Raw genomic sequence first — 13019 nt, 5'->3', positions numbered from 1 at the left:
TCACACGGTCTCCTTGCCGTCGGGGGTGGGGTCGTCGGTGCGGTGCAGGCCGCGTTCCGTCGCGTCATGGTCTTCCTTGGCCGGACGGTGGGGGGTGGTCACCTTGCCCAGGTTGGCCAGGATCATCAGGGTCGCACCGACCACCGCCAGATAGACACCGAGATCGAACAGCATCGCGGTGGCCAGTTCGATATCGCCGATCAGCGGGATATGGAAATGGCCGAAAGACGAGGTCAGGAAGGGTGCGCCGAACAGCCAGCTGCCGAAGCCGGTCAGGGCGGCGACACCGACGCCGAGGATCGCCACCGGCTGGTAGGGGAAGTCGAGACGCTTCTGGGTCCAGGCAACGCCCCGGGCCATGTACACCAGGATCAATCCCACCGCGGTGATCAGGCCGGCGATAAAGCCGCCACCGGGCTGGTTGTGGCCGCGCAGGAAGATGAACACCGACACCAGCAGTGCCAGCGGCAGTACCGTCTGGGAGATGGTGGTCAGAATCATCGGGTAGCGATCCGGCGCCCAGATGCGCCCCTCGCTGTCGCTGTGAGGCATGAACAGGCGCAGACGGTTGAGCAGCTTGAAGATGGCGAGACCGGCGATCGCCAGCACCGTGATCTCGCCCAGGGTGTCGAAGCCACGGAAGTCGACCAGGATGACATTGACCACATTGTGGCCGCCGCCACCGGGCACGCTGTTGTCGAGGAAGAAGTCCGAGATGCTTTCGGTGTCGCGGGTCAGCACGGTGTAGTTGAGTCCGGCGATCACCCCGCCCAGACCGGTACACAGCACCAGGTCGCGCAGCGCCCGCGCCGGGGTGGATTCCCGAGGGGTCTTCTGGGGCAGGAAGAACAGCGCCAGCATCAGCAGGATCATGGTGACCACCTCGACCGATAGCTGGGTCAACGCCAGGTCCGGTGCCGAGAAGCGGGCAAAGGTCAGCGATACCAGCAGGCCCACCACCGACAGCATCAGCAGCGAGATCAGACGATGGCGATGAGTAATGGCGGTGCCAATGCCGGTGAACACCAGCAGCAGGGCGCCGACCAGCAGCACGCCGTCCACCGGTTGGTTGCCCTTGGCCCCGGTCAGGGTATCCATCTGGGCCAGACCGATGGCGCCGACCACCAGGGAGGCGGTCAGCAGCAGGGTCATGAAGCGCTGCAGCGAGGCGTTGTCGACGCATTCGGTGATGCGCTCGGCGCGATCGCCGATGCACTGGATGACACCCTCGAAGATACGGCTGGCATCACGCGGCGGGAAGTCCCGCACGAACTGGCGAATCTTGCGATGCAGGATATAGGTGATGACGCCGGCGACCAGGGCCACGGCGCTCATCGCCAGCGGCAGGTTGAAGCCGTGCCACAGGGCCAGGTGGAACTCCAGCGGCTCGAGCAGCACCGCCTCGACCGCAGGCGCCATCAGCCAGGTGGCCATCAGCGCCGGGAACAGGCCGACCAGGATACACAGCACCGCCAACAGCTCCGCCGGAGCCCGCATCAGATGGGGCGGCTCGTGCGGCGTCTTGGGCGGCGCGTGGCGCGGAGGGGAGAAGAACACCGCGTGGACCAGCCGCGCGGAGTAGGCCACCGACAGCACGCCGCCAATGGTGGCCAGTACCGGCAGCACCAGGCTGAGGCCGCCGAAGGCGTGGGTCTCGAGGGCCTCGGTGAAGAACATTTCCTTGGAGATGAAGCCATTGAACAGCGGCACGCCCGCCATGGCGGCGCCGGTGATGCTCATCACCACGCAGGTGACCGGCATCGCCTTGGCCAGTTTGCCCAGCCGGGCCAGGTCGCGGGTGCCGGCCTCATGGTCGATGATCCCCGAACACATGAACAGTGCGGCCTTGAAGGTGGCGTGGTTGAGGATATGAAACAGCGCCGCCAGCACCGCCATGGGACTGCCGATGCCCAGCAGTACGGTGATCAGGCCCAGATGGCTGACGGTGGAGAACGCCAGGATACCCTTGAGATCCGCCTTGATCAGAGCAAACCAGGCGGCATACACCATGGTGACGATACCGATCACGGTCACGATGGCCGACCACAGCTCGCTGCCGGCGATGGCGGGATGCAGGCGCGCCATCAGGAAGATCCCCGCCTTGACCATGGTGGCGGAGTGCAGGTACGCAGACACCGGAGTCGGTGCCGCCATGGCATGGGGAAGCCAGAAGTGGAACGGGAACTGGGCGGACTTGGCGAAGGCGCCGAGCAGCACCAGGACCAGCATCAGCGGGTAGCGCGGGTCGGCCAGGATCGTCTCGCCGCTTTCCAGCACCACCTGCATGTCGAGACTGCCGACGATATCGCCCAGCAGCAGAAAGCCCGCCAGCAGGGCGAGGCCACCGGCGCCGGTGACCGTCATCGCCATGCGCGCGCCCTTGCGCGCCTCCGAGCGGTGTGACCAGAAACCGATCAGCAGGAAGGATGACAGGCTGGTCAACTCCCAGAAGAACCACAGCACCAGCAGGTTGTCGGCCATGGCGATGCCCACCATGGAGGCCATGAACAGGATCAGGTAGGCGTAGAAGCGGGCGTAGTTCTCGCTGGCGTCCAGATAGTAGTGGGCGTACAGGATGATCAGCAGGCCGATGCCCAGGATCAGCACATTGAACAGCAGTGACAGGCCATCGAGGCGAAAGGCCAGGTCCAGCCCCAGTTGGGGCACCCAGCTCAGGGAGACCCGAGGGATATCCCCGGCACCCAGGGCGGGTAGCTGGGCCAGGGTCATGGCCAGGGCTATGGCGGGAAGGACCGCCGTGGCAAGGGTGCAAAGAGGGCGGCCTCTAGATCCGGTCAATGCGGGGACCAGCACACCGAGAAGGGGGAGCAAGGGAATCCATAGCAAAGTCATCTGTCGGTCATCCTGCCTGTCCTTGAACGTGGTGAGCGCCGCGATGGTCTGAAAACACGAGCCCTCACAATGCCTTGGCCTACCGCCAGGGGTGTTGATCAGCTCACCCTGAAGCGCCGACCCACTTTACCCGAAAGATGGACGGATCGCTGCCCCGTGCGGATTCAACGTGATAGTCGTCGGCGCTCTAAAAGTTGTACATGTGGTGTACAAGGCCTATATATTATCGCTATGCAGTAGGGCAATGCCTCCGTCGGTAGCGCACGATCTGTGCCCACGGGGCGCGTGCCGCGAATCCTCAGGCCTGTCGGGAGCGTGACATGGAAACAGAGCTGGTGTGGTTGCGTGGGGAACTGCGGCTGGCCGACAACCCCTTGCTGGACGTCGCGCCCTCGGTCAGCGAGCGCCTGGTGGTGTTCGTGATCGACGAGGCACTGCTTGATGGCACATCGGCAGACGGCGTGGCCGGTATCGGCGCTCGTCGGCTGCGCTTTCTGTGGCAGTGTCTCAAGGAGTTGCGTGGGGCGCTGTTGAAGAAGGGTAGCGACCTGCTGGTGGCGGTGGACGAGCCGGTATCTCTGGTCGCCCGGATGGCCGAGCAGTATCAGGTGACACGGGTGGTGGTCAGCGAGGCAGCAGGCGGGGACGACCAGCTTGAGCGACTGGCACGCTGCCTGCCAAGGCAGTGTCGACTGGAGCGTCGTGGTACGGGCACGCTGTGGACGTCGCAGACGTTGCCGATGACGTTGGATGAGGTACCGGCAAGCTGGTCGGCTTTCCGGCGTCGTCTCGGCGAGGCGTCTCCTCGAAGTCACAGCCGTCCGGCCCCGGCGACGCAGCCGGCGTGGCCGGAGCGAGCGCCGCGCGGACTGCCCTCGTTGCAGCGATTGTCAGGCGAAGCGGACGCCTTGAACGACGCGCCCGACAGCGCCGGGCTTGCCTTTGTCGGCGGTGAAGCGCCCGCCTGGCAGCGTCTCGACGACGTCGTGTGGGAGTCCGATTTGCTGGCGACCTATCAGCAGACGCGCAATGGTTTGATCGGCGCTGGCTTTTCGTCCCGTCTATCGCCCTGGCTGGCGCTTGGCTGTGTGTCGGCGACCCAGGTCCTCGAAGCACTGCGAGAATGGGAAGACCGGCGGGGCGCCAACGCATCATCTCGCCACTTCTATCACGAGCTGTTATGGCGCGAGTACTTCCACTGGGCGGCACGCCAGGAAGGCAAAGCGCTGTTCGGCGATCCCCCATCATCGCCGGGGCAGGCATTCGAGTGCTGGCGCCTGGGCGCTACCGGGCAGCCGCTGATCGATGCAGCCATGCGTGAGTTGACGGTCAGCGGCTGGCTCTCCAATCGAGCGCGTCAGCTCGTCGCCAGCTACCTGGTGCACGATCTCGGGGAGGACTGGCGCCACGGCGCCGCCTGGTTCGAACGCTGCCTGATCGACCATGACGTCGCCAGCAACTGGGGCAATTGGAAGTACATCGCAGGTGCGGGCCGCAACGCCAAGCCCAGGATCTTCGATATCGACGAACAGACCCGGCGCTACGACCCCGATGAACGCTATGTCCGCCACTGGAAGGAGGTGAGCTTGCTGCCGTCTTCCTACGAGGCACTGGGGCATTGAGGCACTGGGGCATTGAGGCACCGGTGTATGGAAGGACGAGCGATGTCCTGTTCACCACGACATTCGATCTCCCGTATGAGGTCTCTTGCCCCTGTGGGTGGCTCTCACCTTGGTGGTAGTGGTGCCACTTCTTGCGATGCTCTGGTGTCCTGACTGGCTGGTATGACAGCGGGTCCTGGGTCATCATGCCCGCATATTGATCGCCAAGGATTGCTTCATCATGCTGACTCGACTGTTACCCGCCCTTCTTGTGGTGACCCTGGCCGGTTGCCAGAGTACCTCCGCCGCCCCCTCCGGCGATGCCGCGGCGGCTACCAATGCCAGTGCTGGTGCAAGCGTCACCGCCAGCGCCAGTGGCGAAGCGTCTGGGCAGGCGGCCCCTGCCGCCGCTGCAGCCGAGCCCCAGAGCTTCGATCAGTGGCTGGCCGGCTTTCGTGATCAGGCGCGTGCAGAAGGCATCAGCGAAGCGACCCTGGCGCGCGCGCTGGATGGCCTGCGCTACCGTCCCCGGGTGATCGAACTCGACGGCTCCCAGCCGGAGTTCGTGCGCCCGATCTGGCAATACCTGGATACCGCGGTCTCCAACGCCAGGGTGACCCAGGGTCGTGACAAGCTCGCCGCCAATCGCTCCGCGGCCGACCGCGCCGAGGCCGACTACGGTGTGCCCGCCGAGGTCCTTACCGCCATCTGGGGTATCGAGAGCAACTACGGCCAGAACTTCGGTGACTTCTCGACCCTGGAGGCACTGGCGACCCTGGCCTATGACGGTCGGCGCCGAGACTTTGCACGCGGTGAACTGATGGCAGCGCTCGAGATCATCGACGCCGGCGATATCACGCCGCAGCGCATGAAGGGTTCCTGGGCGGGGGCGATGGGCCACACCCAGTTCATTCCTTCCAGTTTCGTGGCCTACGCCAAGGATGGAGACGGCGACGGTCGCCGTGATATCTGGGCGAGTATCCCCGACGTCATGGCGTCCACCGCCAACTACCTGGACCGTGCCGGTTGGCGTCAGGGCGAGCCCTGGGGTGTCGAGGTGCAACTGCCGTCCGGGTTCGACTACGCCCAGACCGAGCTCGATACCCGCAAGAGCGCTTCGGCCTGGGCCGGCCTGGGTGTGAGCCCGCTGGGCGGTGGCGATCTGCCGGCCTTCGATGAGGCGTCGGTGATCACTCCGGCCGGCGCGCGTGGTCCTGCCTTCCTGGTGGGACCGAACTTCCGCGCCATCCTGCGCTACAACAACGCCACCAGCTACGCCCTGGCGGTGGCCTCGCTGAGCGACCGTATCGCCGGGCGCGCCGGCATCGAGGGTGGCTGGCCGCGTGACGAGCAACCGCTCTCTCGTACTCAGGTGAAGACGCTGCAGTCGCGGCTTCAGGCGCTTGGCTACGAGGTGGGAACCCCGGACGGCATCATGGGTCCCAATACCCGGGCAGGGCTGCGCGCCTGGCAGCGCGACCAGGGGCTGGTGCCCGACGGCTTCGCCACGCTCAACCTGCTCGAACGCCTGAGCCACTGAGCGATCAATCAGCCCTGAAAACATCAAGGCGGCCCCTGACTCAGGGGCCTGACGTATCGGCGTCCGGCGGGACGCCCTCCACATGGAAATGGCACGATGACTCTCTGGAATCGATGGCTGTCGGGCCCCGCCCGACTGATGGCGCTGGCGGCGCTTCCCCTTTGCATGGCACCGGCCGGCGGCGCCCTGGCCGATGACGGCCCTGACGTCTTTGGCTGGGTCGAGATGGCGACCCTGGAGCCCTGGGACGTCGAAGTGAAGGCAAAGCTGGACAGCGGCGCGCTGACGTCTTCGCTGGATGCCCGGGATATCGAGCGCTTCGACAAGGAAGGCGAACCCTGGGTGCGTTTCGCCCTCGAACTCGAGGACGAGGAGACCGGCGAGACCTTCAAGAAGCAGCTCGAACGCCCGCTCTATCGCGACATGACGGTGCGCGGGGCCGGCGGTCGCGATGAGCGCCTGGTAGTGTTGATGGAGGTGTGCATGGGGGACACCATCCACGAGGAGCAGTTCAGCCTGCGCAACCGGGAAGAGATGAACTACCCGATGCTGCTGGGGCGCCGTACCATCGGTGAGCTCGGGCTGCTGGACGTGCGCGAGACCTTCATGATCGAGCCGAGCTGCGACGAGAACTCTCCGGTCATCGAGCATGAGGGAGAGGGCGAGTACGGCACCAACAAGGATGACGGTGCCGATGACGAGGACAGCGAGAGCTGATACGTCGATGGCACCGCTGGTGTGGTCTACAGGGTTGGCCTAGAAGAGCCTGGACAGTAGCGCGGTCACCGCGGTTTCCACCCGCAGGATGCGCTCGCCCAGGTGGATGCCCTCGCAGCCTGCCGCCAGCATCTGTTCCACCTCCCATTCGATGAAGCCGCCCTCGGGGCCGACCAGCAGGGTCACGGGCTCGGTCAGGCCTCGAGGGCAGGCATTCGCCATCCCGGGGTGCGCCAACAGGCCCCGCCGTCCTTCCAGCAGGGACGGCAGACGGTCCTCGACGAAGGGCCGAAAGCCCCGCGCCGTGTCCACCACCGGCAGCGTGGTATCGCGGGCCTGCTCCAGGCCAAGCACCAGGTGCTGGTGGATCTTGGCAGGATCGAGCTCGGGGGATTGCCAGTAGCTCTTCTCCACCCTGCGGCTATGCAGCAACGTGATGCGCTTCACCCCCAGCGCGGTGGCATGCTCTATGCTTCTTGCCAGCATGCGTGGGCGAGGCAGCGCCAGCACCAGGTGCACCGGCAGCGCCGCGGGCGGTGGCTGATCGAGCCCGGAAACGTCGAAGCAGGCCTCATCGTCGGTCAGCGACACGAGCTGACCGCGGCCCAGCGGGCCGTTCTCCAGCCCCAGGGTCATCACGTCGCCCTGTCGCGCGCGGTGGACCTGGCGCAGGTGGGCCAGGCGCCGGGGGTCGCGGACCCGTGCCAACCCGGCGTCATCGACGTCGTTCCGGGTGAGAAGTATCAGATTCATGGAACCTCGAATACCGGTTTGTCTTGCAAGGGCCGTGTCGCGGTGCAAAATGGATGCGAACGAAGCCGAGGATCTGCAGCTGCAGTCCCGGAGCTTCCCACGAACAAAGGAGCAGCGCCGTGCGCGTGATTCGCAAGTATGCCAATCGCCGGCTCTATGATACCGAACAGAGCCGCTATGTAACGCTCGAGGATCTACGAAGCCTGATTCTCGAGGAAGTGCCTTTCCGTGTGGAAGATGCCAAGAGTGGCGAGGACCTGACGCGTACCATTCTGCTGTCGATCATCATCGAGCAGGAGCAGGCCGACAGCGACGCCGAGGTGTTCTCCAATGACTTGCTGCAACAGCTGATTCGGGTGTACGCCATGTCTCAGCCGCTGCCCCTGGCGCGCTACCTGGAGCAAGGCACCCGGCTGATGATGGAGCAGCAGAAGAAGATGCAGGATCAGTGGCAGCAAGCCATGCGGCATTCGCCGATGGAGCTGATGCGCGAGCTGGCCGAGGAAAACATGCGTTTCTGGCAGAACACCATCAGCCAGGGCGGAACCAGCCAGGGCGGAACCAGCCAGGGCGGGTCCACCAAGGATGACGACGAGCGTTCCTCCTGACCCTCCCACGCCCGGCTCTGATGGACTGAGGCCAGGAGGGCGAGTGCGGGCTTTTTCTGCCATAATGCCGCCTCATTTGGTACTCGAAAGGTAGTTGAGCGGATGAAGGTCCTGATCATCGGCGGCGGTGGCCGCGAACATGCCCTGGCCTGGAAGGTCGCCCAGTCGTCCAGCGTCTCCTCGGTCTTCGTGGCGCCAGGCAATGCCGGCACCGCACGAGAGACGGGACTGACCAACGTCGATATCGCGGTATCCGACCTCGACGGGCTGGTGGACTTTGCCCGGCGCGAGAGCGTCGGCCTGACCATCGTGGGCCCCGAGGCGCCGCTGGTCGAGGGAGTGGTGGATCGTTTTCGTGACGCCGGGCTCGCGATCTTCGGCCCGACCCAGGGCGCTGCCCAACTCGAGGGATCCAAGTCCTTTACCAAGGACTTTCTGGCTCGCCACGCCATTCCCACCGCTGACTACAGCACCTTCACCGCCGTGGAACCGGCGCTGGCCTATCTGCGGGACAAGGGCGCTCCCATCGTCATCAAGGCCGACGGCCTGGCGGCGGGCAAGGGCGTCATCGTGGCCATGACCGAGGCCGAGGCCGAGGCGGCGGTTCGCGACATGCTCGAAGACAACGCCTTCGGTGATGCCGGTGCTCGTGTCGTGATCGAGGAATTCCTCGAAGGTGAGGAAGCCAGCTTTATCGTCATGGTGGATGGCGAGTCCATCGTGCCCATGGCCACCAGCCAGGACCACAAGCGGGTGGGCGAGGGCGACACCGGCCCCAACACCGGCGGCATGGGCGCCTATTCGCCGGCACCGGTGGTCACCGACAGCGTCTACCAGCGCATCATGGACGAGGTGATTCGCCCCACGGTGCGTGGCATGGCCGACGAAGGGCATCCCTATACCGGCTTCCTCTACGCCGGGCTGATGATCACCGACGCGGGTGAACCCAAGGTGATCGAGTACAACTGCCGCTTCGGCGACCCCGAGACCCAGCCGATCATGATGCGTCTGCAGAGCGATCTGGCCGAGCTGTGTCTGGCCGGCGCCGAGGGTCGCCTGTCCGGTCACGATTGCCGCTGGGATCCGCGTCCGGCCATCGGTGTGGTGATGGCCGCCGAAGGCTATCCCGGCAGCTACCGCAAGGGCGACGTGATCAGCGGAGGCGACAGTGCCGAGGCCCTGGGCGTCAAGGTCTTCCACGCCGGCACCGCGGAAAAGGATGGCCAGGTGGTCACCTCCGGCGGACGAGTGTTGTGCGTGACCGCCCTCGGTCAGGATCTTGGCGAGGCTCGGGAGCTGGCCTACCGCGGGGTCAAGACGGTGAGTTTCGAAGGCGCCTTCTGGCGTTCGGACATCGCCCACCGTGCCATGGCCCGGCAGTCCTGATCGTCGGGTACCGGTCTGGCTTGCCCCATGGTACTGACCAACAATAATCAGCAAGGAGCGAGCATGGAACGCGTCAAACTGGAGTTTCCCGAGCAGGCGATCGTCCACCGTCATGGTTTGACGGTGCGCGTGACCGACATGAACTACGGGCATCATCTGGGCCATGACGCCGTGATTTCGCTGTTGCACGAGGCCAGGGCGGCCGCCCTGGCCCATCTCGGGCTTCACGAAGGTGACATGGGAGGCTATCCCAGTGTCGCCGCCGACCTGGCGGTGCAGTATCAGGCCGAGTCTCGTTGGCCGGACGCCCTGACGGTCGAGACCGCCATCCCCGAACCGGCGCGCAAGGCCATCACGGTCTACCATCGCATGCGTCGCGACAGCGATCAGCGGATAGTGGCGACCGCCAGGCTCAACCTGATGGTGGTCGACCCCCAGGCAGGGCGTGCGGTGGCGGTGCCCGAAGCGGTACGTGACGCCCTGGCGAGGGCTGGCTGATGTCGAGGGAGTATCCAGTCATCGCGGTCACCGGTTCGTCCGGTGCCGGCACCACTACGGTCAAGCGTACCTTCGAGCGCATGTTCGCCCGGGAAGACGTCCATGCCGCCTTCGTCGATGGTGACGCCTTCCATCGCTACACCCGCCAGGAGATGGCGCGGATCTTTCGCGAGGAGCCCGAGCGCAAGGATGAGCTGTCCCACTTTGCGGTGGAGGCCAACCTGCTCGATCGCCTGGAGACCTTGTTCCAGGAGTACGGTGACAGCGGCGCCGGGACCTTCCGGCACTATATCCACGCCGAAGACAAGAAGATGATCGAGGCCGGCTACCAGGTCGGCACTTTCACCGAATGGCAGCCGCTGCCCACCGGTACCGACCTGCTGTTCTACGAGGGTCTGCACGGTGGGCTGGTCACCAGTGAGGTGGACATCGCCCGCCACGTCGATCTGCTGGTGGGCGTCGCCCCGACCATGAACCTCGAATGGATCCAGAAGATCGACCGCGACATGCATGCCCGCGGCTACACCCAGGAAGCGGTCATCGACACCATCCTGGGGCGCATGGATGACTACGTGCGCTACATCCTGCCGCAGTTCTCGCGTACCCACATCAACTTTCAGCGGGTGCCCACGGTCGATACCTCGAACCCCTTCGAGGTCCAGGATATTCCCACCGATGCCGAGTCCTTCGTGGTGATCCGGTTCCGCGATCCGTCCACCGTGGATTTTCCCTACCTGCTGGCGATGATTCAGGACGCCTTCATGAGTCGCCCCCACACCCTGGTGGTGCCCGGCTCTCGTCTATCCTTGGCGATGGAGCTGATCCTCGGTCCGCTGGTGCGTCATCTGCTGGCCCAACGACGTTTTCGTTGAGCCGCCGCGCCGTTGATGCCGGCTTCGTCTGACTAGCGAGTCGGGATCGACGGCACCGGAGCTGGTGTGGCGAAGCGTTTTGCGCCGGCGACGCACACCAAGACCGCGGCACAGGTGGCGAGCATCGCCACGCTGATCGACTCGTTCAGCCACCAGGCCGCCAGGCCAAGCCCGAGAAACGGCTGCAGCAACTGTAGCTGACCCACCGCGGCCACCCCACCGAGCGACAGGCCGCGATACCAGAAGATGAAGCCAATCAGCATGCTGAACAGCGATACATAGCCCAGCGACCACCAGGCGGCGCTGCCGATACCCTGCAGGGACGGCGGTTGCGATGCGACCGCCAGAGGCAGCATCAACGGCAGGGCCAGGGTCAGCGCCCAGCAGATCACCCGCCAGCCTTGCAGCCGTCGTGATAGTCGCGCGCCCTCGGCGTAGCCGAGCCCGCAGACGGTCACGGCGGCCAGCATCAACAGATCGCCGGTCAAGGAGGCGCTGCCAGGCTGGCCGAGCGCGAAGCCTGCGACCAGCGCAGCACCGCTCAACGAGCAGGCCCAGAACGCCGGGCGGGGCCTGTCGCCGGTACGCAGCACCCCGAACAGCGCGGTGGCCATCGGCAGCAGGCCGATATAGACCAGCGAGTGCGCTGCGCTGACGTGCTCCAGCGCCATGGCGGTCAGCAGTGGAAACCCCACCACCACGCAGGCGGCAACCAGCCCCAGCGATGCAAGCTCATCGGTCCGCGGCCGGCGTCCCTTCAGGCGCACCAGCAATACCACCGCCACCAGTCCCGCCAGGCTGGCCCTGGCAAAGGTCAGAAACAGCGGATCGAAGGCCCCCACCGCCACCCGGGTGGCGGGCAATGAACCGCTGAAGATGGTCATGCCGAGGGCGCCATCCATTCCCGTCGCGGCGCCGGCTTTTTCGTCGGTGATCGCTTGCCGCCGCTGTCCCTGGCGGAGCTGGCGCCCCGTCTCGAGCGCGAAGTGGACCCGCTGTGGCTGACCCGCCAGGCGCTCGAGAGCGACCATTACCGGCTGAGGCCAGGCTGTGGCTGGCTGCCGGCAGAGTGGATGCCCCACGAGGAGATTCGCCGTGGGCTGAGGCAGTTGGCGAGGCGTTCCGGCGCTGTTGCCAGCCTGACCGACTATGCGTCGCCCCAGGGCCTGCACGCACTGCGTCAGGTGCTGGCGCATCGCCTCACCGAGCGGGGTGTCGAGGCGGCGCCGTCCCAGATCCTGCTGACCGAGTCCGGCACCCAGGCCATCGATCTGTTGTGTCGGTTTCTGCTCGAGCGGGGCGACCGCGTGCTGGTCGATGACCCCTGCTATTTCAACTTTCATGCCCTGCTGCGTGCCCACCGGGTCAAGGTGGTGGGGGTGCCCTTCAGCCCTGCGGGGCCGGACCTATCGCGCCTTGCCGAGGCCCTCGAGCAGCATCGTCCGCGGCTCTATATCACCAACTCGGGGCTGCATAATCCAACCGGTGCCAGCCTGTCACTGGCGGTGGCCCACCGCGTGCTGCGCCTGGCCGAGCGTCACGACCTGCTGATCATCGAGGACGACATCTTCGCCGACTTCGAGCACCAGGCGTCACCGCGCCTGGCGGCGCTGGACGGGCTCGAGCGGGTAATCCAGGTGGGCAGCTTCTCCAAGACCCTGTCGGCCTCGGTGCGCTGTGGCTATATCGCCATCCGCCCCGAGTGGTTCGAGGAGCTGGTCGACCTGAAGCTGGCGACCTCCTTTGGCGCCAGCGCGCTGTCGGCAGAGCTGGTGTTCCAGCTGGTCAGGGAAGGCGCCTATCGACGTCACCTCAACGTGCTCAGGACGCGCCTGGCAGACGCCATGGGACAGGTCATGCCGCGACTGCGCTCGGCGGGCCTGGAGCCCTGGGTGGAGCCCAGTGCGGGGCTCTTTCTGTGGACGCGACTGCCCGCGGGGCTCTGCGCCAAGGACGTGGCCAGAGCGGCGTTGGACGAGGATCTGGTACTGGCGCCTGGGGAGGTGTTCAGCCCGGAAACGGCGAACAGTCACTACCTGCGCTTCAATGTGGCGCAGTCGCTGGATGATGACGTCTTCAGGGCGCTGGACCGGGCCATGGAGCGGGCGGCCAAGGATCGGGTGGCCAAGGAACGGACGGCCAGGGATCGGGACTGACGCTATCGTGGTGAAACGTCAGTCCCGCCCACCCG

The 13019-nt window shown here is 65.6% G+C and carries 11 protein-coding genes; 8 read left to right on the top strand and 3 right to left on the bottom strand.

From position 1 onward, the window contains the following. The gene (locus NFI08_RS13655) at positions 1 to 2853 is read right to left on the bottom strand and encodes a monovalent cation/H+ antiporter subunit A (protein WP_045992126.1); all 2853 of its coding nucleotides are present in this window, start codon (positions 2851 to 2853) and stop codon (positions 1 to 3) included. Positions 2854 to 3173: 320 nt separating this feature from the next. Here NFI08_RS13655 and NFI08_RS13650 point away from each other — a divergent pair, with 320 nt between their 5' ends. From NFI08_RS13650 to rloA3, 3 genes are all read left to right on the top strand, one after another. Further along, positions 3174 to 4475 (top strand): DASH family cryptochrome, encoded by a 1302-nt coding sequence (locus NFI08_RS13650; protein WP_286986017.1) that lies wholly within the window; start codon positions 3174 to 3176, stop codon positions 4473 to 4475. Between the two features lie 220 nt (positions 4476 to 4695). After that, the gene (locus tag NFI08_RS13645) at positions 4696 to 5994 is read left to right on the top strand and encodes a lytic murein transglycosylase (protein WP_286986019.1); all 1299 of its coding nucleotides are present in this window, start codon (positions 4696 to 4698) and stop codon (positions 5992 to 5994) included. Positions 5995 to 6132: 138 nt separating this feature from the next. Then, complete coding sequence (gene rloA3 / locus NFI08_RS13640) at positions 6133 to 6711, top strand: retropepsin-like aspartic peptidase RloA3 (RefSeq protein ID WP_045992177.1); 579 nt, start codon at positions 6133 to 6135, stop codon at positions 6709 to 6711. Between the two features lie 39 nt (positions 6712 to 6750). Here rloA3 and NFI08_RS13635 read toward each other — a convergent pair whose 3' ends face one another. Beyond that, entirely contained in the window at positions 6751 to 7464 is a 714-nt protein-coding gene (locus NFI08_RS13635; RefSeq protein ID WP_286986020.1) for a 16S rRNA (uracil(1498)-N(3))-methyltransferase, read from the bottom strand. Positions 7465 to 7583: 119 nt separating this feature from the next. Here NFI08_RS13635 and phaR point away from each other — a divergent pair, with 119 nt between their 5' ends. The 4 genes from phaR to NFI08_RS13615 all read left to right on the top strand — a co-directional run bounded on the left by phaR (position 7584) and on the right by NFI08_RS13615 (position 10828). Then, positions 7584 to 8072: a polyhydroxyalkanoate synthesis repressor PhaR gene (gene phaR / locus NFI08_RS13630; RefSeq protein ID WP_286986022.1), complete on the top strand. Its 489-nt coding sequence runs from the start codon at positions 7584 to 7586 to the stop codon at positions 8070 to 8072. A 102-nt stretch (positions 8073 to 8174) separates the two neighbouring features. Beyond that, on the top strand, positions 8175 to 9458 hold the full coding sequence (gene purD / locus NFI08_RS13625) for a phosphoribosylamine--glycine ligase (protein ID WP_286986024.1): 1284 nt from the start codon (positions 8175 to 8177) through the stop codon (positions 9456 to 9458). Between the two features lie 63 nt (positions 9459 to 9521). After that, positions 9522 to 9956, top strand: coding sequence for an acyl-CoA thioesterase (locus NFI08_RS13620; RefSeq protein ID WP_045992120.1), 435 nt, complete (start codon positions 9522 to 9524; stop codon positions 9954 to 9956). After that, positions 9956 to 10828: a phosphoribulokinase gene (locus NFI08_RS13615; RefSeq protein WP_045992119.1), complete on the top strand. Its 873-nt coding sequence runs from the start codon at positions 9956 to 9958 to the stop codon at positions 10826 to 10828. The genes NFI08_RS13620 and NFI08_RS13615 overlap by 1 nt, the downstream gene beginning before the upstream one ends. A gap of 32 nt (positions 10829 to 10860) precedes the next feature. Here the strand turns inward: NFI08_RS13615 and NFI08_RS13610 are convergent, their stop codons facing one another. Continuing rightward, positions 10861 to 11712: a DMT family transporter gene (locus tag NFI08_RS13610; protein WP_349589979.1), complete on the bottom strand. Its 852-nt coding sequence runs from the start codon at positions 11710 to 11712 to the stop codon at positions 10861 to 10863. A 54-nt stretch (positions 11713 to 11766) separates the two neighbouring features. Between NFI08_RS13610 and NFI08_RS13605 the strand changes: the two genes are divergently transcribed. Then, the gene (locus NFI08_RS13605) at positions 11767 to 12984 is read left to right on the top strand and encodes an aminotransferase-like domain-containing protein (RefSeq protein ID WP_349589976.1); all 1218 of its coding nucleotides are present in this window, start codon (positions 11767 to 11769) and stop codon (positions 12982 to 12984) included. Positions 12985 to 13019 lie beyond the last annotated feature (35 nt).

The organism is Halomonas sp. EF61 (assembly GCF_040147045.1).
GTDB lineage: Bacteria > Pseudomonadota > Gammaproteobacteria > Pseudomonadales > Halomonadaceae > Halomonas > Halomonas litopenaei.
Note: the sequence above shows the minus strand (reverse complement) of the source record. Positions and strands in the feature narration are given on the sequence as shown.